General features: G+C 50.5%; 18 protein-coding genes. 1 reads left to right on the top strand and 17 read right to left on the bottom strand.

Annotation, left to right across the window (positions count from 1 at the left end; all coding sequences use genetic code 11):
• Positions 1 to 5: 5 nt before the first annotated feature.
• The 13 genes from MKY48_RS09590 to gpr form a co-directional block, all read right to left on the bottom strand.
• Positions 6 to 206: a YfhD family protein gene (locus tag MKY48_RS09590; protein WP_339292826.1), complete on the bottom strand. Its 201-nt coding sequence runs from the start codon at positions 204 to 206 to the stop codon at positions 6 to 8.
• Positions 207 to 255: 49 nt separating this feature from the next.
• Positions 256 to 627 carry a hypothetical protein gene (locus MKY48_RS09585; protein WP_339292825.1) on the bottom strand — a complete coding sequence of 124 codons (372 nt, stop codon included), beginning with the start codon at positions 625 to 627 and terminating at the stop codon, positions 256 to 258.
• Between the two features lie 225 nt (positions 628 to 852).
• Entirely contained in the window at positions 853 to 1,971 is a 1,119-nt protein-coding gene (dnaJ, locus tag MKY48_RS09580; protein WP_076320573.1) for a molecular chaperone DnaJ, read from the bottom strand.
• A 93-nt stretch (positions 1,972 to 2,064) separates the two neighbouring features.
• Positions 2,065 to 3,903 (bottom strand): molecular chaperone DnaK, encoded by a 1,839-nt coding sequence (gene dnaK, locus MKY48_RS09575; protein ID WP_076320572.1) that lies wholly within the window; start codon positions 3,901 to 3,903, stop codon positions 2,065 to 2,067.
• 85 nt (positions 3,904 to 3,988) lie between these two features.
• Positions 3,989 to 4,600 carry a nucleotide exchange factor GrpE gene (gene grpE / locus MKY48_RS09570; RefSeq protein WP_076320571.1) on the bottom strand — a complete coding sequence of 204 codons (612 nt, stop codon included), beginning with the start codon at positions 4,598 to 4,600 and terminating at the stop codon, positions 3,989 to 3,991.
• Positions 4,601 to 4,663: 63 nt separating this feature from the next.
• On the bottom strand, positions 4,664 to 6,205 hold the full coding sequence (locus tag MKY48_RS09565) for a TCP-1/cpn60 chaperonin family protein (RefSeq protein WP_076320570.1): 1,542 nt from the start codon (positions 6,203 to 6,205) through the stop codon (positions 4,664 to 4,666).
• A 13-nt stretch (positions 6,206 to 6,218) separates the two neighbouring features.
• A complete protein-coding gene (gene hrcA / locus MKY48_RS09560) occupies positions 6,219 to 7,253 on the bottom strand; it encodes a heat-inducible transcriptional repressor HrcA (RefSeq protein WP_076320569.1) in 1,035 nt (344 codons plus the stop codon).
• Between the two features lie 108 nt (positions 7,254 to 7,361).
• Entirely contained in the window at positions 7,362 to 7,823 is a 462-nt protein-coding gene (locus MKY48_RS09555) for an N-acetyltransferase (protein ID WP_076320568.1), read from the bottom strand.
• A gap of 76 nt (positions 7,824 to 7,899) precedes the next feature.
• Entirely contained in the window at positions 7,900 to 9,066 is a 1,167-nt protein-coding gene (hemW, locus tag MKY48_RS09550; protein ID WP_339292824.1) for a radical SAM family heme chaperone HemW, read from the bottom strand.
• A 201-nt stretch (positions 9,067 to 9,267) separates the two neighbouring features.
• Positions 9,268 to 11,085, bottom strand: a complete 1,818-nt coding sequence (gene lepA, locus MKY48_RS09545; RefSeq protein ID WP_076320566.1) for a translation elongation factor 4 — start codon at positions 11,083 to 11,085, stop codon at positions 9,268 to 9,270.
• 88 nt (positions 11,086 to 11,173) lie between these two features.
• Positions 11,174 to 11,584 (bottom strand): hypothetical protein, encoded by a 411-nt coding sequence (locus MKY48_RS09540; protein WP_076320565.1) that lies wholly within the window; start codon positions 11,582 to 11,584, stop codon positions 11,174 to 11,176.
• A 55-nt stretch (positions 11,585 to 11,639) separates the two neighbouring features.
• The gene (locus MKY48_RS09535; RefSeq protein ID WP_339292823.1) at positions 11,640 to 13,007 is read right to left on the bottom strand and encodes a stage II sporulation protein P; all 1,368 of its coding nucleotides are present in this window, start codon (positions 13,005 to 13,007) and stop codon (positions 11,640 to 11,642) included.
• 165 nt (positions 13,008 to 13,172) lie between these two features.
• Complete coding sequence (gpr, locus tag MKY48_RS09530) at positions 13,173 to 14,174, bottom strand: GPR endopeptidase (protein ID WP_339271906.1); 1,002 nt, start codon at positions 14,172 to 14,174, stop codon at positions 13,173 to 13,175.
• 162 nt (positions 14,175 to 14,336) lie between these two features.
• On the opposite strand from gpr, the gene rpsT reads away from it, so the two are divergent.
• Positions 14,337 to 14,609 (top strand): 30S ribosomal protein S20, encoded by a 273-nt coding sequence (gene rpsT, locus MKY48_RS09525; protein ID WP_009590780.1) that lies wholly within the window; start codon positions 14,337 to 14,339, stop codon positions 14,607 to 14,609.
• Between the two features lie 232 nt (positions 14,610 to 14,841).
• On the opposite strand, the gene holA is transcribed toward rpsT, so the two are convergent.
• From holA to MKY48_RS09505, 4 genes are all read right to left on the bottom strand, one after another.
• On the bottom strand, positions 14,842 to 15,861 hold the full coding sequence (gene holA, locus MKY48_RS09520) for a DNA polymerase III subunit delta (protein ID WP_076320562.1): 1,020 nt from the start codon (positions 15,859 to 15,861) through the stop codon (positions 14,842 to 14,844).
• Positions 15,862 to 16,147: 286 nt separating this feature from the next.
• Entirely contained in the window at positions 16,148 to 17,416 is a 1,269-nt protein-coding gene (locus MKY48_RS09515; protein WP_339292822.1) for a zf-HC2 domain-containing protein, read from the bottom strand.
• Positions 17,413 to 17,961, bottom strand: coding sequence for a sigma-70 family RNA polymerase sigma factor (locus MKY48_RS09510; protein WP_036644490.1), 549 nt, complete (start codon positions 17,959 to 17,961; stop codon positions 17,413 to 17,415). Before MKY48_RS09510 ends, MKY48_RS09515 begins: the two co-directional genes overlap by 4 nt.
• Before the next feature lie 187 nt (positions 17,962 to 18,148).
• Complete coding sequence (locus tag MKY48_RS09505) at positions 18,149 to 20,851, bottom strand: ComEC/Rec2 family competence protein (protein WP_339292821.1); 2,703 nt, start codon at positions 20,849 to 20,851, stop codon at positions 18,149 to 18,151.
• Positions 20,852 to 20,917 lie beyond the last annotated feature (66 nt).

The raw sequence follows: 20,917 nt of genomic DNA, 5'->3' as shown, positions 1-20,917 counted from the left end.
AATGATCAATCTACATTTTTACTGGTTTCATCGAGAATTTTCTTCAATTGGCGTTCATCCGCTGCCTCGCTTCTGCGCAGCGCCTCCACATCATCGTGGTCGGCTTCCATAGCCGAAAACTCTACATCCTCCGCCTTAGCGGATTGAAGCGTAATCATCTTTTCGGTTTTGCTCGAGATTTTCCCTTTTTTTACGCGTCTCATCATGGGTGTTATTCTCCTTTCCGTATAAACGATCAGAGCTGTGCCTATAACCTCAAATCATGCCGCCGGATTCTTCGATTAACCGCATAGCTTGCGGGAATACGCCTTCGTCCAATACCACCGTCAGCAAAATATCCCGGCCCTCGGTTCCGTCCTGTCCGCCGCTACTCATCCCGCTGGCTGATGGATCCGCCGCCCCCAGGATTCCGGCCCCCGGCCCCGAAATATCCGCATTTAAGGTCAGCGTTGTTAAGCTTGCAATATTGCCTGTCAACGGATTCATCGGATTGTTAAGCTCCCCGCCGGGATCCGCGCTAAACCGGTCGATGGACATATCGGCAACGCGCAGCGACTGCAATTTACGGGCTGCATGCTGGGCATCTTCCGGACTTTTGAAATACGCCAAAATATTTTTCTCTGCCACTTCATTTCACCTGCATTTCCTATTCAAGATTGCATCTTCCAAAGATGGAGCTTCCCTAGGTTGCTTCATCATTAAGTGTTTTATTCTTGAGAAACGGGCCTGTTTAAGCTGGCAGACACTCCAGCAGCTCCCAGAAAACAAAAAAACAGCAAGCCAAAGGTTGATCACCTTTAGCCTGCTGCTGTTCTTTATGCTATGAGGGGAGTTTAGCCCCATAAGTTTGTATTAGTCACCGCGGAATGCTTTTTTTACACGGTCAAAAAAAGACTGTTCCTGTTCGTGGGTCTGTTCGCCATCAAGTGAAGCAAACTGTCGAAGCAGCTCTTTCTGTTCATCACTCAGCTTGCTTGGCGTAACGACCACAACCTTGACGTGCTGGTCACCCTGTCCCATGCCGCGGAGTCGAGGCACTCCTTTGCCTTTCAGGCGGAAGAAGGTACCCGTCTGCGTGCCGGCCGGGATCTTCAGTTTCACTCTCTCCGTCAACGTCGGGATTTCAATCTCGTCGCCAAGCGCAGCCTGAGCAAAGGTAAGCGGTACTTCGCAATAAATGTCGTCCCCTTCGCGTTCGAAGAAGTCATGCGGCTTCACGCGGATGACGATATACAAGTCACCGGCCGGGCCGCCGCGGAAGCCGCCTTCGCCTTCACCTGTCATACGAAGTTGAGCTCCGTCGTCCACACCCGCAGGCACGCGAACATGAATCTTGCGCTGCTTCTTCACTTTACCGTTGCCGTTACAGGTCGAACAGCGGTCTTTGATGATCTTCCCTGTTCCGTTACAGTTCGAACAAGCGCGACGGTTTACCATCCGTCCAAACGGCGTATTCTGCACGACTTCTTGCTGCCCGCTGCCGTTACACACCGAACATGTATGCGGCTGCGTGCCCGGCTTCGCCCCGGAACCGTGACAGGTATCACATGTCTCCGTTCTCGGAATGGTAATATCCGTTTCCTTACCGAATACCGCTTCCTTAAATTCAACTGTCATCGTGTATTGCAGATCGTTCCCCCGCTGAGGCGCATTCGGATCACGGCGTCCATTACCGCCAAAGAACATATCAAATATATCTCCAAAACCGCCGAAATCACCGGAGAAACCGCCTCCGCCCATGCCTTGGTTCGGATCTATATGTCCGTACTGGTCATAAGTCGAACGTTTCTGACCATCGCTCAATACGTCGTAAGCCTCTTTCACTTCCTTGAATTTGGCTTCCGCGTCAGCCGCTTTGTTCACGTCCGGATGATATTGGCGAGCCATTTTACGGTACGCCTTCTTGATCTCATCTTCCGATGCATCCTTGCCGACACCGAGCACCTCATAATAATCACGCTTATCAGCCACGGTTTCACCCCAATCTCTTTATTACTCTTTTACATAAGGAAAGCCAAAGTGCGAAGATGCGCAGCTTTGACCTTCCCATACAATCTATTCAGATTAACCTTTGTTTTTATCTTCGTCAACAACCTCGTAATCTGCATCTACGACATTGTCTTTATTAGCCGCACCGGAGTCGGCACCTTCAGCACCCTGCTGCTCTTGTGCTGCTTGCTCATACAGCTTCACGGACAGCTGCTGTACGATTTGAGTCAGCTCCTCTACCGAAGCGTTAATCTCTTCGAGGTTATCGGATTCAAGGGCCTTCTTCACTTTGTCTTTTGCTTCGTTCGCTTTTTCCACTTCGGATGCATCAACTTTGTCGCCCAGATCCTTGAGTGTTTTCTCGGTTGTATATACGAGTTGGTCCGCATTGTTGCGAGCCTCTACCAGCTCTTTGCGTTTACGGTCTTCTTCGGCATGAAGCTCGGCGTCCTTCATCATTTGTTCAACTTCAGCGTCGCTCAAGCCGCTGGAGGACGTGATTGTGATCTTCTGGCTCTTGCCTGTACCTTTATCTGTCGCCGAAACGTTTACGATCCCGTTCGCATCGATATCGAAGGTAACTTCGATTTGCGGTACGCCACGTGGTGCTGGAGGAATATCTCCAAGCATGAAGCGTCCCAGCGTTTTGTTGCCGGCAGCCATTTCGCGCTCACCTTGCAGCACGTGAATTTCAACGCTCGGCTGGTTATCGGCATACGTGGAGAATACTTGGGATTTGCTTGTTGGAATCGTGGTGTTACGGTCAATCATTTTGGTGAATACACCGCCTGCTGTCTCGATACCGAGGGACAACGGAGTTACGTCGAGCAATACGACGTCTTTAACGTCACCTGTCAATACGCCGGCTTGAACAGCTGCACCAAGCGCAACCACTTCGTCAGGATTTACGCCTTTATGAGGCTCTTTGCCTGTCAATTTCTTAATCGCTTCCTGTACGGCAGGAATACGAGTGGAACCACCGACAAGAACGATTTTATGAATATCGTTAGCTGTCAAACCTGCATCGCTAAGCGCTTGACGAGTCGGTCCAAGCGTACGCTCTACAAGAGAAGCAGACAATTCTTCGAATTTAGCACGAGTCAAGTTGAGCTCAAGATGCTGAGGCACGCCGTCAGCAACGGTGATAAACGGCAAAGAAATCGTGGTAGTCAGTACGCCGGACAATTCCTTTTTCGCTTTTTCCGCAGCATCTTTCAGACGTTGAACCGCTGCTTTGTCTTTGCTCAAATCAATGCCTTGCTCTTTTTTGAATTCGGCTACCATATAGTCAATGATGACCTGGTCAAAATCGTCACCGCCGAGTTTGTTGTCACCGCTGGTTGCTTTTACTTCGAAGAAGCCATCGCCGAGTTCCAGAATGGAAACGTCGAATGTACCGCCGCCCAGGTCATATACCAGAATGGTCTGGTCTTCGGATTTCTCCATACCGTATGCCAAAGCTGCTGCTGTCGGCTCGTTTACGATACGCAGAACCTCAAGACCCGCGATTTTACCGGCATCCTTGGTCGCTTGACGCTGGCTGTCATTAAAGTATGCAGGAACCGTAATAACCGCCTGGGTTACAGGTTGGCCCAGGTAAGCTTCCGCATCGGATTTCAGCTTTTGCAGAATGATGGCGGAGATTTCTTGCGGCGTATAATCTTTGCCGTCGATGGATTCTTTATGATTCGTACCCATATGACGCTTGATGGAGATAATGGTACGATCCGGGTTTGTGATCGCTTGACGTTTTGCTGTATCCCCAACGACACGCTCGCCGTCTTTCTTAAATCCGACAACGGATGGGGTCGTACGGGCGCCCTCCGGATTCGGGATAACTACTGCTTCCCCACCCTCCATTACGGCTACGCAGGAGTTGGTTGTTCCTAAGTCGATACCAATAACTTTGCTCATGTAAAATTTTCCTCCTTATTCATTCATACGAATCCTCGCATGATCTTCATCAATTTTTATATGATAAACGACTATCGAAAGTCGCTTACATGCTCACTTTAACCATCGCAGGTCTCAATACTTTGTCTTTTAGCATATACCCCTTCTGCACTTCCTCAACCACGATGCCTTCCTCGTATTCATCGCTCTCCACCTGCATGATCGCTTGGTGATACTCCGGATTAAACGGCTCGCCTACGCTCTTCATCGCCGTTAAACCTTCGGTAGCGAGAACAGATTCCAACTGGCGGAAGATCATATTAACGCCCTTGGAGAAGGATTCAAACTCCGGGTTTTCCTCGGATGCCTGAAGCGCACGCTCAAAGTTATCGATGACAGGCAGAAGCTCTGTAATCAGTTTGGAAGAAGCGTATTTGCCCAGATCTTCTTTCTCCTTCTGTGTACGACGACGGAAGTTATCGAAATCCGCTTGTACTCGCAGGGTACGCTGCTGGTGCTCCAGCACCTCGGCCTGAAGTTTCTCAAGCTCAGCTGAACCTGCATCATCCGCCGAATCCGTTACAGGAATCTCCTGTTCGGGATTTACGGCTTCCTCCGCAGACCCACTCTCACCCGAGTTTGGCGTGTTCTCCAAAGTTTCTTCCATCGTTTCTTCTGTAACTGTATCTTGAACGGCATCCTTATGCTCATTATTCAAGACGCCTTCACCTCCTTCATATTCTAAAACAGACTGTCAGTGATTCATTTTATCCCGTAAGGGTTACTCGCCTATTTCTTTCATCTTGATGACGTGATGAATCCGCAGCACGGCTGCAGCGACTTCGCCGGCTGCTCGCAGGCCATGAAGTTTAACCGGAGCCGGATCCAGCACGCCCAGCTCCTCGTAATCAACAACCCGGCCGCTGTCGCAATCAATGCCCATGCAATCAGAGTCTGCACGGATTTGCGCAGCACGCACTTCTTCCATCTTCTCGAGCGGATTGTAACCGGCATTGAGAAGTATCTGCGACATCGGCTTGCGCAGCGCGGCCGAAACAGCTTCCATACCGAAGGCTTCCATGCCTTTCTGAGCCTCCCGGATCCGTTCCAATTCGTAGGACACCGCGAGTTCGCTTGTCCCGCCGCCTGGAAGTACCCCGCCGGAAACGGCAGCCTGCAGTGCCGAGGCCGCATCTCCCGCAATTCTGGCCGCCTCGCCTACGACTTCCGAAGTGCTTGCCCCAACAATGACCGTCACAATACGTTCCCGGTCCTGGCTGCCGCAGGCCAGCCGGATTTTCTCAATGCCTTCATCGTAAGCGACACGCGGGGTATCACCCAGAAGGGCTGCAAGCTCCTTCGAGTCTTTATGTAACGCCTTCCGGCGTATGGGAGTAGCTCCCGTCATGTCGCTTACCCGGCGAAGATCCGCACGTGACACGCGCGGCACAACCATCATGCCGTGATCCAGGCAAAACTGCTCTGCATCCGGATGGATGCCTTTTTCAAGCAGGATGAGTTTTACGGACAGTTCGGACAATCTCTCTAAATCGGAAGCGAACACTTTTCGGAGGTCCATATATTGGGCAAATCCGGCTTCGGTTGTGAGCGCCTCTTCATCGATCTCATCTGGTTCCAGGGAATCAAAGAGCACCAACACTTTTGCATCGTCATACGACTTGGACTCCCGGGCGAAGATCGGCCGCTGCCGGAGCAGAACCCCCTCGAACACTTCATTCTCGGCATTCTCCAGAGCAATTATACTGTCTGCGAGCGAGTAGGAAGGATCCTGAAGACGGGTGATTCCGGCTTTCCGCGCGGCTTGCATAATCAGCTCCACGATGTCCTTCCGTTCACGCCCAGCTACGTACACCGTCCGTTCCAGAAGCGGATCATCCAATCCGTCAATCAGCCGAACCCGCTTTGTTAAGAGCTGCATCGACTTCTCGATTCCCTGACGCAGCCCCTCCACCACCTTGGAAGCAGGGACCCCGCGGGTTATGCGGGAGACCCCTTCCTGCACGAGTGCGCCTGCAAGCACGGTAGCCGTTGTGGTTCCGTCGCCGATTTTCTCCTGCTGCGCTCTTGCCACCTGAATGAGAAGGCGCGCTGCCGGGTGGGTGACATCCATTTTATCCAGAATCGTCACCCCATCATTGGTAATGACCACCTCGCCACGGGGACCCACCAGCATCACGTCGAGCCCCTTGGGACCAAGCGTGCCTTCAACAGCGGACGTGACGGCCCGGACGGCATTACTGTTGTTCAATAGCGTAGAATAACGTTCATCTCCGTCCACTTGGCTATGTTGTCCTTGGCTCATCTGTCTCACTCCTTTACTTGTACCAGTGTGACAGCAGCTTCGTCAGGTCATGGGATAACACATTCAAGATGCCGATCACCCGTGCATATTCCATTCTTGTAGGACCGAGAATACCAATCGAACCGAGCGCTTTTCCGTCTATTGAATAAGTCGCTGTGATCAAACTGCAATTGGAAATCGCCTCATGCGTATTCTCCGTACCGATCTTCACTTGGACACCATGCTCACCGGGAGCGGGGGCCATGAGCTTCAACAGTGCGGGTGTCTGCTCCAGAAGCTCGAAGATTTCCCTTACCTTATCAACATCCTTGAACTCCGGCTGATTCAGCATGTGGGTCGTGCCGCTGAGATATATGCCGCGATGGTCCGGTTCATTGTTAAGGGCGATATCCAGCATACTCATGAGATCTTCATAATGTGAAATATGCCGCTGCATTTCCTCGCCAATCTCCGTATACAAACGGGTCTTGAGTTTATATAGAGGCACATTGACCAGCTTCTTGTTCAGAAGATTTACCACTTGCTCCAGATCCGAAACAGACACACCCTGCGGAATCGAAACAATTTTGTTCTCGACTTGCCCTGTGCTGGTGACGATGATGGCTACCGCTTGATCCTCATGGAGAGGAAGAAGCTGGAAATGACGCAAAGACGTATGAAAAACTTCCGGTCCCAGCAGGATGGAAGTGTAATTAGTCATCTGAGACAGAATGCTCGCTGTATGCTGTATCATCTGCTCCATCACGTTCAGCTTTTCTGCAAAAAAGGATTTCATCATATGCAGTTCCGCAGGGTTCAAGGAAAACGACGACGTGAGATGATCAACATAATAACGATATCCTTTATGTGACGGAATTCGTCCAGCTGATGTATGAGGCTGCTCCAGAAATCCGAGTTCCTCCAGATCAGCCATCTCGTTTCGAATGGTTGCCGGACTGTATCCGACATCCCCGCGTTTGGAAATGCTTCTTGAACCAACCGGTTCGGCAGAACGGATATAGTCATCCACAATGGCATTCAAAATCATGCGTTGACGATCTGTTAACATGTCGCTCCCCTCCTTGCTGACTGCTTATTTTCTCTTTCGTTAGCACTCATCGTCATCGAGTGCTAACCGATATAACAAAAATACCAAACCGACCTGAGGATTGTCAAGTCAGTTCAGTACTTTAAGAACAGCTATTTCGTCACAAGCATGCTGCTTCTTGCAGTGAACGCAGTCGGTCCACACCTTCTCCGGAAAAATCTCCTTCTCCACGACGGCAAAACCGTTTTTGATGAAAAAGGATACTTCATACGTCAAGGCCATCACTTTCGGAAGCTCACGGCGTTTCGCTTCCTCTAGAAGGGAATCCACGAGCATGGAGCCGATCCCTTGCCCTTTATAACCATCAGAGATGCCGAGTGAACGAATCTCCACCAAATCATTTCCCAGCTGACACAAGGAACCGCAGCCGATCACGTTCCCTTCGGATTCGGCCACAACGAATTCCCCGATTTGTTTCTCCAACACTTTTTTGGACCGTGGCAGCATAATCCCCTGTTCCGCATATCCCTGAATCATCTGATACAGCGGCTCGACATCTTCTAACTTCGCCTTTCTGCATACCGCCGACATGGTTGTCCGTCTCCCCTTTACACGCTCCGTCATGTTATGAATAAATATACAACAGAGCGCATATAAGTTCAATAGATTAATTTGCCGTCAAACTGCCTATAAATTCAGCGAACACATCGTTGCCGAACAGAATGCCTTTACTGCTCAGTTTATATCCGTCCTCCGTAGAATCAAGAAGTCCCGCACTCACCATTTTATTCAGCGGCCCGGCGAATACTTCTTCCATGGAAGTTCCGAATTGCTGCCGGAACCGGCTGCGCGAAACGCCATCCAGCACGCGGAGCCCGACCATGAGGAAATCCTCCATCGCTTCTTCCCTTGATACCTCAAAGCTCTCCAATCGCGGAAGTCCTTGATTCGCTGCTTCATTATATGGGTTGACGCCTTTGATGTTCACATGGCGCTGACGACCGACGTATCCGTGCGCTCCCGCGCCCAAGCCATAATAATCCTCGTTGCGCCAATACGTCATGTTATGCCGGCTCTCAAAGCCGGGTTTGGCAAAATTACTGATCTCATACTGTTTATATCCGGCAGCCTGCATCCGCTCCATTAATAGAAGATACATATTCAGCTCATCCTCCTCATCCGGAAGCGGCAGCTGGTTTCGCTGGTACATCGTATGGAACAGCGTATTTTCTTCAACCTTTAAGCTGTAGATTGAATAATGCGGAAGTCCAAGCTCTAGCGCCTTATCCACGCTTTCCGCAAGCATGTCCAGCGTTTGGTTCGGAAGTCCGAACATCAAATCGATGGACATGTTATCAAAGCCTGCTCTTCTGGCATTCTCGAGACTTCGATACACGTCATCCGTATCGTGAATCCGGCCGATGCCGGTCAACAAGCTGTTCTGGAACGCCTGCACCCCGAAGCTGATCCGGTTCACGCCGCCTTCGCGCATCACGGACAGTTTCTCCAAATCCGTGGTGCCGGGATTCGCTTCCATCGAAAATTCAATGTCATCCGACCATTCCGGAAAATGGCGCTTCACGCTTTGCAAGAAGTATTCCATTTCATTTGGCTTCAGCACCGTAGGGGTCCCGCCGCCTACAAAAATGCTTTTGATTCGTCCCGGCGAGTTGGCCTGAACGGTTAGCTCCATCTCTTTATCCAGCGCGCGCAGATAATCCATCACCGGCTGATCCTTCAACACATAGGAATTGAAGTCGCAGTAAAAACATTTATTGGTACAAAACGGAATGTGAATGTACACTGCTTCCGTCCGTTGATCGTTTCCCGTCATTCTTTTCTTGCCCCCTCATGTACACCTCTGGCATGACTTACTTAAAGTAACTTCTCGAAAGTTCCTTCTCTACTATAACGCTATGCCTCTTGGAATGAAAGAAAGGAAAGCCGAGAATCGGCTTTCCCATCATTTACTAAGGCTATACACGTAGGACCAGTCCAGCCCATTAACTCGTGGGCCTGCCATTCCTATACAAAATTACTTGTCGTCAATTTTCAATACCGCCATGAAAGCTTCCTGTGGCACTTCAACGCTGCCGACTTGTTTCATCCGTTTCTTACCTTCCTTCTGCTTCTCAAGGAGTTTCCGTTTACGGGAGATGTCACCGCCGTAACACTTGGCAAGAACGTTTTTACGCATCGCTTTAACCGTTTCACGGGCCACAACCTTGGTACCAACGGAAGCTTGAATCGGCACTTCGAACATTTGACGAGGAATCAGCTCGCGCAGCTTCTCGCAAATCAACCGTCCGCGGTGATAGGCACGGTCCTTGTGCACGATAAAGGACAAGGCATCCACTTGCTCGGCATTAAGCAAAATATCCATTTTGACCAGGTTGGATCGACGGTACCCGGATAGCTCGTAATCAAATGAAGCATATCCTTTGGTGCTCGATTTCAACTGGTCGAAGAAATCATACACGATTTCCGACAACGGAATTTCATAGGTAATGGTGACGCGCGTTGTGTCCAGGTATTCCATATTCACGAATTCGCCGCGTTTATTTTGGCAGAGTTCCATGATCGCTCCAACATAATCGTTCGGAACGATAATACCTGCTTTAACATAAGGCTCTTCAACATAATCGACCTTGCCGACCTCAGGATAATGAGACGGGTTATCGATCTGGATCTGCTCCCCGTTTGTCAGCGTAATGCGGTAAATAACGCTCGGCGCCGTTGTAATCAGCGGTATATTAAACTCGCGTTCAATCCGCTCCTGGATGACATCCATGTGCAGCAGGCCTAGGAATCCGCAACGGAAACCGAATCCGAGCGCGCTGGATGTCTCCGGCTCAAAACTGAGCGATGCATCATTAAGCTGCAGCTTCTCGAGCGCTTCGCGCAGATCATTGTAGTCTGACGTCTCGATTGGATACAGACCACAGAATACCATCGGGTTGATTTTGCGGTAACCCGGAAGCGGCTCGGCCGTCGGACGCTTGGCATCCGTTACCGTATCACCGACCTGCGTATCGCCAACGCTCTTCATGCCAGCCACGATGAAACCGACATCGCCAACATTAAGCTCGTCCACGATGGACATGCGCGGCTTAAACGCCCCCACCTCAATAACCTCGAAGGTTTTGCCGGTAGCCATCATCTTGATCTTGGAACCGGCTTTGATACTTCCGTCAAGAACGCGCACATATACGATGACACCTTTGTAAGGATCATAATGGGAGTCGAAAATCAGCGCTTTCAGGGGTGCTTCCGAATCGCCTGTTGGCGCAGGGACTTTCTGAACCACCTGCTCCAGAATTTCCTTGATTCCGATACCCGCCTTGGCGGAAGCTAATACGGCATCGCTGGCATCCAGTCCGATGACATCCTCAACTTCCTGCTTCACCCGCTCGGGATCGGCGCTTGGCAGGTCAATTTTGTTAATGACAGGCAGAATTTCAAGATTGTTATCCAGTGCCAAATATACGTTGGCCAACGTCTGCGCTTCAATTCCCTGTGCAGCATCAACGACGAGCAGCGCGCCTTCACAAGCAGCCAGGCTTCGAGATACCTCATACGTAAAGTCGACGTGCCCTGGAGTATCAATCAGGTTCAATATATACTCCTCGCCGTCATCGGCTTTGTAATTCAGGCGAACCGCCTGCAGCTTGATGGTAATCCCGCGCTCTCTCTCCAGATCCATCTGATCCAGTACCTGCTCTTGCATTTCACGCGAAGTTAATGCACCCGTAAATTCCAATATACGGTCAGCAAGCGTCGATTTCCCATGGTCTATATGTGCAATGATACAGAAATTACGAATTTTTTGTTGTCTTGCTTGTACGTCTGTCATGCCTAACCCCCAACAACCACCAGATGTTTGAATCAACTTATTATACCAGTTGAGGGGATGCACAGCAATGCTGAGAATAAAGGTGAATTTATTCCGCGATCGATCCGAACATCGACACGACCCAGCGTATGCTTTTGTCAGACAGCTGCTGGAGCAGTCCTGCCGTCTTGTCGGCAAGGACATCGGCAGGCGGTTGCGAGCGTTCGGGAAGCAGGATGTCGCTAGGCGTAGGCTCATATTCGGGTAGTGTCTTACGAGCATCTTGTTCTAGAACAACGGACTCTGATAAGGGAGGGGTCTTGCGTGTCCCTCCCCATCCATTCCCTTGGGCAGCTCCGCCTTGCGGATTCTGAGCATGGTCTTGCTGCACAGTTTGCACGGCGCCTGTACCGTCTGTCGATACGGGCGCCTTTGCCCCGCCAAGCTGCATGCCGACCAATATGCCGATGCCTGTCCATATGATAAGAGCCACAAACCGTTTTCCCATTCTTGACATCACTGAGTCCCTCCCTGATTTACCCGCTCACTCTTGCTCCATCGTTGCCGCCGAAATGTTAGCCTGCTTTGGCTGCTGTGCCTTTTTTGCTTCCGCCCTTGGTTTCCGCGGAAACGGACTGCTTCTTCGTTTGATCATTGTCTTTTTTCACACTGGCTTTCTCCGCCTCTTGCTCCTGCCAGTACACATCTGCAATGATGTCCGCCAACGCTTCAGCTGTCCGCTGCAATTCTTCCTTCGTATTATCGATGCCGCCGATTTCGATCAGGATGCTGTTCGGCGACAGGGATTGATTATATTCCCCGTTCCCTTGATCCGCTGATTTACCCCACACCCCCCGAGACACCCCGGGATAGGACTGTTCCAGCTTGGCATTGATTTTGCTTGCAAACGCCTCGTTCTGTCTCCAGTTCTCGTTCGCATGTCCGATGATGAAGTAAACCTTGGCATAATTGACGCCGTTTACGGTTGCTGTCGTTTTGTTATACCGCTGCGAATCCCGATGGATATCGATCAGATAGTTAATACCGTCGTTCTGGGACATGGCCTCCATGACCATCTGACGCGAGTATTTATAAGAAAAATTGTAATTATACCCTTCAATGGTAGATTGATAGTCACTTTGATCATGCAGGGTGCCAATCCCGTTGGCTTCAAGTCTTTTGCTCAGCAAACTGCCCACCAGCATGACATTCTTGCTCGGAGATACCGCCCCCGGATTATCGGAAGGATGTGTCAGCAGCGGGTTATATGCTTCCTGCGGGTGAGAATGATAGATGAGAACGGCTTTCTTTCCATTCGTAGACTTTCCATCCTTGGAGATGCTTCCAGGATCGTTCTTACTGCCAGGCTCGTCCTCCGCCCCCTGATCCGGGACATCCTCACCATTATCCTCATTGCCGATATCTCCCCGACCGCCTTGTGGAGGCTCTTCCCCGCCATCAGCAGGATCGCCCTCTGCCTGCCCCTCCGCGGGATCCGGCCGGTAATCCGCCGGTGCCTCCCCATCCTCGTTACCGGACCCATGAGACAGCTGTACCGGTTGATTTGCTTTCATGCCAGGCAGTTCTCCTGCAAGAAGGCTTTTTGGATCCCTCGGATTCACACTCGTCAGCAGTTCAAAGACGAAGGTCGACATTTTCTCGCCGGAGAAGCTTGAGGTCTCTTTGGAAGCCGTCATATGCGGCATCTCCATGCCGATCATATCAATGAAAAAATGGCTGGATAACGAAGCGGCCAATCCTTTCATTGATGATACGGGCGAGGAATTCATCCGCTGTTCCGCCATCCCTCCGAGCCCTAGTAAAATAAAAAATATAAGAGAACCTAGCATTAGTATAATGAGCGTTCGACCCATGCTCAGACCTTCCATAACCTTCCGTTTCAGTCTGGCAATATTCCAGATGCGAAACTTGCGATTGTTCATAACGATGCCCTCCTCGGTTCGCCGGGAGCTATTTCGGCCATCATTCCGCCGTTCCCGCGACTTGTGTAATCTCTTATATTTCAAATCTATGAACCGGGGAGAATCGATAGAACTAGATCCATGAAAAATATAAAAGCTCCGATAGATTCGGAGCTTTTATACTGGTTAGTGCGTGTACGCACCTACATTGCCGGGATCCACAGCCTCATGCAGCGCTGCGTTCAAACCGGTTGCCACGATATTGGCGATATCCTCTATAAATTCGTCGATTTCCTTGGGCGTTACGATAAGGTCATGACCCAGCGGCTCCAGAACCTCCTTCACCAGTGCGAGGCGATCACCTTCGGGTATATCATGGAGCATGCCCATAATTTTGCCCGTCTCCGGCGCACCTTCGCCAAAATGGGATTTCATAAGCTCAATGGCGTTATTAACGATGGTGGAAGCATAGCAGACGGTCGGAACTCCGATCGCAATGCAGGGGACCCCGAGAATCTCCTGTGTCAATCCCTTCCGCTTATTGCCGACGCCAGAACCGGGGTGGATTCCGATATCCGCAATCTGGATAGTCGTATTCACCCGTTCCAGCGAACGCGAAGCCAGAGCGTCAATAGCGATGATCAGTTCGGGACGGGTTTGCTCCACGATGCCCTGAACCGTTTCGCTCGATTCAATCCCTGTCAGACCGAGAACGCCTGGCGCTACGGCACTAACCTGTCGATAGCCTGGCGCCACCCGATCCGGCATAAGCTCGAAAAACTGTCGGGTTACCATCACGTTCTCCACCACCAGCGGTCCCAGGGAATCCGGCGTCACGTTCCAGTTGCCGAGCCCGACAATGAGCACGCTTGCCTTGGGTCCGATGCCGATCCGGGACATGAATGCCTCAAACTCACGAGCGAAGACAACAGATACTTGATCCTGAAGCCCCGTATCCCCCTTGCGAAGATCGGGCACCTCCAACGTGACGTAATGGCCCTTTACTCTTCCAATTTGCTTAGAGGCTGCATCGTTCTCCACGTCCAGCCTTGTAATCTTGATTCCGTCCTCCTGCACCACATCCTCCATCACACCAGGAATGGGCGTGCCCCCTTTGCCTCCCGCCAGTTCTCTTGATTCCACCGCCAGGTCCGTTCGGACCGAGTATTTTTGCAGATCCAGATCCATAGAAATTCACACTCCTCCTCATATTGCTAGTAGTGTGCGAGAGTATGGGAGAGATTATGCAGAAGTCCGAATGAGTATTGCTTTTTGTCCACCCCCATGCTAAAATATTTTAAGTTGTGAATCATTTCGCTCTATTGAAATGCCTTACAGGAGGTGAATGTAATGCCAAACATTAAATCCGCGATTAAACGTGTAAAGACAAATGACAAACGCCACGCGCTTAACATTTCTCAAAAATCCGCGCTTCGCACAGCTGTTAAAACTGCTGACGTAGCGTTGAACGGTACAGAAATCGAAGCTGCTAAAGTTGCTTTCCAGGCTGCTTCCAAGAAGCTTGATAAAGCTGTAACAAAGGGCCTGATCCATAAGAACGCAGCTGCCCGCAAGAAGTCCCGTCTGGCGAAAAGACTGAACGCTCTTACGTCGCAAGCGTAAGTAACGTTTGTTGAATACGACATGGAAAAAGCCCTGAACAGTTCACACTGTTCAGGGCTTTTTGTAGTACGTTGATCAACGTGCTCTTCTCGGCAGACAACCACATATAGCGGATTTTTTTCTTGCAAGATCAGGTGGGTAAGCCTCTGAAGTTCATGCTTTCTGATCTCTAAACAAAAAGAGCGTACGACTGCTCCCGCGGCCGTACGCTCTTAACTAGCCTGCGGATGTGTTAAGCCCCAAGCCGCAGCAAAAACAATTCGATGCCGAGCACCTTATCCACGGCCCCGGTCTTCATCTGGTAATCCAGATTCGCCAGATGGTTCAGAATGCCTTCAAGGCGTGCTGTCTCAAACTTGCGGGCTTGCTCGCCCGCAATCTTCACCGCATAGGGATGTAATCCGATCTGGGAAGCAATTTGCTGCTGCGAGTAGCTCTGGGTAGATAGAGTCTTCACCTGCAGAATAATCCGGAACTGTCTGGTGATGAGCGCCGCAATCTTGATCGGCTCCTCGCGCTGCTTCAGCAGTTCATAATAGATTCCGAGCGCCTTGTCCAATCGGAGATTCGCAATATCCTCTACCAGCGCAAACACATTCTGTTCCGTGCTGCGCGCCACCAGCATATCCACGGTTGCGACATCAATCACTCCGCCGGCACCAGCATATAAACACAGCTTTTCGATCTCACCTGATAATGCCTGAAGACTGGTTCCCGCATTTCGCACGATCGCCTCCGCCGCACCTTCTCGCAGCGTGCAGTTGCCGTTCTTCACCTGCTTGTCCACCCAGCGAAGCAGATCCTCCCCGCCCAAAGGCATAAAGGACAAGGCAACCCCTGATTTCTTAACTGCCTTGACTACCTTTTTGCGTTCATCCAGCTTTTCTTGTCCAACCATAAAGACAATCACACTATAATCAGCGGGATTGGTCAAATAATCCAGCAAAGCCTCTGGACGATGATCCACTTTCCCGTTATCTTTTGCTGCGGTAAAAAAAGCCGTGTCCCTGACCATGATCAATTTTTTCTGAACCATAAATGGAACCGTCTCCGCTTCTTCAATGACGGTTTGAATCGGAACCTCCCCTAAATCCATATGAACAAGCGCAAAATCACGGTCTTCTTTTGGGATCAGCTGGGCTTCCAGAAATTCAGCGAATTCCTTCATTTGAAATTTCTCGCTGCCATACAACAAATAGACGGCAGACACATCTCCCTGCTTAACCGCCTTGGCCGCCGCTTTGGCATCCATCGGCGTCCCCCCTTTCTACTCTGTACACTATACCAAAAAAGAGTGCCTGAATGCGATAGACAACAAGCATAAAAATGAAATCATCCACACGAAAACAAAGAGACCTCGGCTTGGCAGCGGCAAGGTCCCTTCGTCCCAACACATCTATATAAACGCCGGCAAGTATGCTCTAGAAACACCTCGCCGTCGGTCATACGACGGTAGTTGGTATAATGCTCTCTCTAATATATAGTGTATTCATATCTCCCGGCATTGGTGCACCGATTGTATATATCTCTGAATATTTCTATTGTTTAGGGTGCTTCTGCCCCGTAGTCGCCGGAGGCTGAGACTTCTCAATGGAATAGACGGATTCAACCAATTCGTTATTCGTCTGCACCTTGTACTTAAACGTTAAGCCGTCCTCTGACCATTGACCGGATACCCAGCTTCCGCCGAGCGGAATCGTCTCAACCGTTTCAACCGCCTCAGGCGAGGTTTGGCTTCCCGATGGCAGGCGATAGATAATCAGATGATCGGCCTCCAGCGAAGCTCGGTAGAGGCCGTCCGGGGACGACCACTGTTCCGGTACCATCGCCAGTCCTTGGTACGATCCGGTTGACCTGTCGGATGATTCCGTGCTTCCCGTGCCTGCATCGCCGGAAGGATCGCTAATTGGAGGCAGCATCTCTGACGAGGTATCCGCCGATTCCGTAGGCGAAGTCTGGGCATCCATGGTCTCAGAGTCCTGCTCAGGTTCACTAGCGGGAGGGTCAGACGGACTTGTGGTATTGTTTTTTGGTACCTCATTGTTGCTCGTTGCAGGTTGGTCTGACGCTTGAGGTTCCCCATTATCTTTCTTCTGGACCGAAGTATCGGGTGCTGTAACATCTTTCTTGGTGCCGTTAGCCCCATCCGATGGTTCCGGCGTTGCCTTCGTTTCATTCGGAGCTGACTTAGAATTGGCTTCCGATGACGATTCTGAAGGCGAACTCCGCAGATTTGCGGATGGATCGCTTCCCTCATCCGATGCGCCACCCGACTCCGTGCCGCCTTCGGCGGCAAACGGCTGAGCGATTTCCTGACTCTGCGTTGCAGCCGAGTCGTCATTCGCCCCGGCACTGGTCGTGCTTGCCTCTTCGTATGGAATCTCCGCATCGGATAGCATCTTCGGTTCATTATTTAAAATAGCTACGCTAAAAATAAGTACAGCGGCAGCGGCACCGATAGCCGTTCTTCCGCCAACCGTGCTCCACCAGCTTCCCGCACGTCGCGGACGCCGCATTTCCGGCATCATTTCGGCGGGCTCTTGGCTTTTCACGGCTGGAGGTACGACAAGGTTCTGGCGATCACGGTCAATGGCATCCAGTCTAGGCATGATAGCGTCTACCAGACTGACAGGCGGGGTTACGGCCGGGAGATCCTCAAGCTCTCTGTTCAATGATTTCAATATATTAAAGGTCTCCGCACACATGGGGCACACGGCAATATGCTGATACATTTCGGCCGTCTCCTCCGAAGTGAGATCCCGGTCCAAATACCGGTGCATACGTTCCACCACCTCTTGGCAATTCATCCTGATACACCACCTTTCTGATGCTCTTGGAGCATATTCTGCAGCTGCTGCCTGGCCCTGAACAAATAGGATTTCACCGTATTGAGCGGGAGGTTCAGACAATCAGCAATTTCGTTGTAGGATAGATCCTGCAAATACCTTAAGACAATGACCGTGCGATGATGATCCGGCAGTTGATTAATGGCTTCCTGAATATCCTGAGCCAGATATCCCGACATCACTTCCCGTTCTACATCGAGATTATCCCGAAACACCAGATCATGTTCATCGATGGAAACCGTCGGCTTGGTCCTGCGGAATTTATCAATGCATATGTTAGTGACAATCCGCTGGACCCAAGTTTTGAACTGAGCCTTCTCCTCGTAGGAGTTAATCTTCGTATATACACGTATAAGTGCTTCCTGGGCTGCATCCATAGCATCCTGTTCATTGTTTAAAATGTAATAAGCAGTTCGGTAAACATGTTGCTCAATTTCTCGCAATAGGGTGATTAGAGCGTCGCGATCGCCCGATTGAGCGGCTCTTATGAGTCCCTGCTCCACCACAGTGGATCCCCCTCTCCCTGCATACATACAGACGGATAGAATTAAAAAAATGTTGCAGTATGTAACCTATTATTTTTTTAGGAAACTTCATCTAACTATACCAAATATAAAGATTATAGTCACCGCTGCATTTTCCTATAAAAGATCATACTACGAATCTATGTCCAAAGGACAGCGGGCTGTTTTTTCATGGAAGCTTCGTACGCGTTTCAATATGTCCATCCTTGATCCTCATCTGGATTTCACCGTGAAGGTTGGTCTGATAGATGAGCGTCGAGGAATGTTCCAACCGTCCGACCACATCCGGATGAGGATGGCCGTACATATTGTTGACGCCAGCGGAAATAACCGCTGCCTTCGGCTTCCATGCATTCAGCCATAGCGCGGATGTCGAGGTTTTGCTTCCATGATGGGCAACCTTCATGACATCGATCCGGTTTTCGGCAGCAGCACGACGTGAAACGACATCATCCTGTGAAGAACGTTCCTCCAGGTGCAGCAATATATTATGTTCGGCAGCTTGGTCCGTGTCACCCGTAAATAAGAACCGGCTGCCGTTCATCTGAAGGACAAATACTAGTGAAGCATGATTCTGCTCCTTAATCAACGGTAATGGTTTTATGATTTCTCCACTTTCTGGGAAAATAGGCGCTAAAAATTGGATTTGCGTATGACTGTCAAGCTTCCATACTTCCCGATCCACTCCAGCCTCGTAAATGGGAATGCGCTGCTGAACGGCGGTTAACATCAGTTTCCGGAAGGAAGCGGAGTCGGTCAAGGTCCCGTTGAATACAACCGATTTTACGGGGATTTCCTGCAGAACAGCCTGGAAACCGCCGATATGATCCTGGTCTCCATGGGACATGATGACAGCCTCAAGCTGGTGTACGCCCCGTTTTTTCAACAAGGGAACCACCACTTTCGCTCCCACCTCATACGGAGACTTTCGTTGTTTCCAAGTATCCTTTTCCTTACGAAAATTCACCGTGCCACCACCGTCAATGAGAATATGCTTGCCCTCAGGTGTTGTTACCAGTATCGAATCCCCTTGTCCTACATCCAGGAATTGTACCAGTCCCGCTCCGTGCATGGACGGAGATTGATAACCGCCGTACAGTAAAAGACCCAAAGCCCCGGACAGCAGGAAGATCGCGGATCTCGTTGCATAGCGTTCGATATAATCACTGGCGCGAAGAAAACCTCTCCATCGTAACGCACCGGCCCCTCGATCCACAAGCGGAAACATGCCGGTCGCTCTAGACAAGCTTCCTCTACGATCCAAGGGTATCCGTCCTTCCAACGGAACTGTATCATCGGACTCGCTTCGCTCTCCTTCGCCATTTTCGGAACTCTTTTTCAAAATGGACAGCAATGCATACAAAAGAACAAAATAACACAGAATCCAGGCTATCGACGGGGATGGCCACAATGTCATAAACACGGATGAACCATTCATCCATTCAACGATTCGGAACGTCATTTGGTTTAACCATTCCGTTACAGCTGCCAGCCAGCCGGCTCCTCGCATCCAGACCCACCCCATCAGCAAAGACACCATTCCTAGCGGAAGAACGACAAGGCTAATGACTGGAACCAGGAGCATGTTGGCGAAAACAGAAATCAGCGAAACCTGGTTGAAATAATGAATGGTAAGAGGAAAGGAGATCAACTGCGCTACGACCGTGACTCCAACAGTTCCCGCAAGCCAGCGGGGCAAAAATGTTAGAAGCGGCATCAGCTTCGGCACGAATATCATCAAGCCCGCAGTCACGATGAATGACAATTGAAAGCTGACGTTAACGAGAAAATACGGGTTCCACAGCAGCATGGCGAGCACGGCAACACTCAGAATATGCAGTCCATCCTTCAAAAGCCGACGCCGTGCGGCATACAAACCGATCATCCCCATGATACCGGCACGGACGATAGAAGGGCTTGCCCCGGTAAGCAGGACGTAGACGGGAATCAGCCACATGACCACAGTCAGCGAGGTCTCCCTCGTCATTCGAAGGGTGGTACATATGAATAAAAGACATCCTACGACAACAGCCACATGCATGCCCGATATCGCAAGAATATGAGTCAATCCCAGCCGCGAGAACTCCATAAATGTATCGGGATCCAGATCATCCCGATTGCCAATGACAAGTCCCTTCATATAACCCGCGTGGATTCCGCCGTACAATTCATCCAGCTTGCCCCCAAGCTTATGGCGAACGGCATCCGTCCATCTTAGAATATGACTTAAATTCCAGCTGTCAGGCGGAGTGACCCCCGCTTGTTCAGAGCCTTTCACTTTAATCATCCAATGAATTTTCTGGGTTCGCAAATATTGAGCATAATCAAATCCGTCAAAATTACGGGCTTCTCCAGGTTTTTGCAACTCTCCCTTCAGTTGTATGCGGTCCCCGCGCTGCCATCGGTTAACCCTCTCCAACTCCCTTTTGTCCAGCAGTTTTACTTGAACCCTAACGATATCATCTGTCTTCAGCATGGTCCCGTTATTCGGATTCGCTTGTTTTTGAGGCGCTGGAGGTTTTGCTAGCGTGAGATCAGCCTCATGCAGGACAACATTAAAATCCGCGCGGTCACCGTCCACTTCTATAGGGGATGTGATTACACCAAACGCAGTAACCGGAACGATGTCCGTCGATGACACCCCGGGGAGGAGCGACTCGAAATCACTTATATTTGCCGCATCATGCCATTCCCAGTAAGTGCCCGACACGCACAAGGAGAACAACATGCAGAGTGTAAAAAGACGCCCTGCCCCCGCCCAATGACATACAGCAAGCAGTATGAGAATCAGCCCGGCTGCAATCAAAGCCAGCCTCCATCCATCGTACAGGCATGCAGCACCGCTGCCGATTACCCATAACACGGTAAACATAAGTAACGGCCTTCGCCTCATAATTCGAACAAATCCCTTCATCATTAAATAAAAAAAGAACCCTTG

It is taken from the genome of Paenibacillus sp. FSL W8-0187, from assembly GCF_037969755.1.
Classification (GTDB): Bacteria; Bacillota; Bacilli; order Paenibacillales; family Paenibacillaceae; genus Paenibacillus_AQ.
This window is presented reverse-complemented; position numbering and strand designations above follow the sequence as displayed.

Bases quoted from the DNA above. Each gene is read 5' to 3' on its own strand.
- MKY48_RS09590 (WP_339292826.1), bottom strand. From the start codon at position 206: ATGATGAGACGCGTAAAAAAAGGGAAAATCTCGAGCAAAACCGAAAAG.
- dnaK (WP_076320572.1), bottom strand. From the start codon at position 3,903: ATGAGCAAAGTTATTGGTATCGACTTAGGAACAACCAACTCCTGCGTA.
- MKY48_RS09565 (WP_076320570.1), bottom strand. From the start codon at position 6,205: ATGAGCCAAGGACAACATAGCCAAGTGGACGGAGATGAACGTTATTCT.
- hrcA (WP_076320569.1), bottom strand. From the start codon at position 7,253: ATGTTAACAGATCGTCAACGCATGATTTTGAATGCCATTGTGGATGAC.
- MKY48_RS09555 (WP_076320568.1), bottom strand. From the start codon at position 7,823: ATGTCGGCGGTATGCAGAAAGGCGAAGTTAGAAGATGTCGAGCCGCTG.
- hemW (WP_339292824.1), bottom strand. From the start codon at position 9,066: ATGACGGGAAACGATCAACGGACGGAAGCAGTGTACATTCACATTCCG.
- lepA (WP_076320566.1), bottom strand. From the start codon at position 11,085: ATGACAGACGTACAAGCAAGACAACAAAAAATTCGTAATTTCTGTATC.
- MKY48_RS09535 (WP_339292823.1), bottom strand. From the start codon at position 13,007: ATGAACAATCGCAAGTTTCGCATCTGGAATATTGCCAGACTGAAACGG.
- gpr (WP_339271906.1), bottom strand. From the start codon at position 14,174: ATGGATCTGGATCTGCAAAAATACTCGGTCCGAACGGACCTGGCGGTG.
- rpsT (WP_009590780.1), top strand. From the start codon at position 14,337: ATGCCAAACATTAAATCCGCGATTAAACGTGTAAAGACAAATGACAAA.
- holA (WP_076320562.1), bottom strand. From the start codon at position 15,861: ATGGATGCCAAAGCGGCGGCCAAGGCGGTTAAGCAGGGAGATGTGTCT.
- MKY48_RS09515 (WP_339292822.1), bottom strand. From the start codon at position 17,416: ATGAATTGCCAAGAGGTGGTGGAACGTATGCACCGGTATTTGGACCGG.
- MKY48_RS09505 (WP_339292821.1), bottom strand. From the start codon at position 20,851: ATGTTTACCGTGTTATGGGTAATCGGCAGCGGTGCTGCATGCCTGTAC.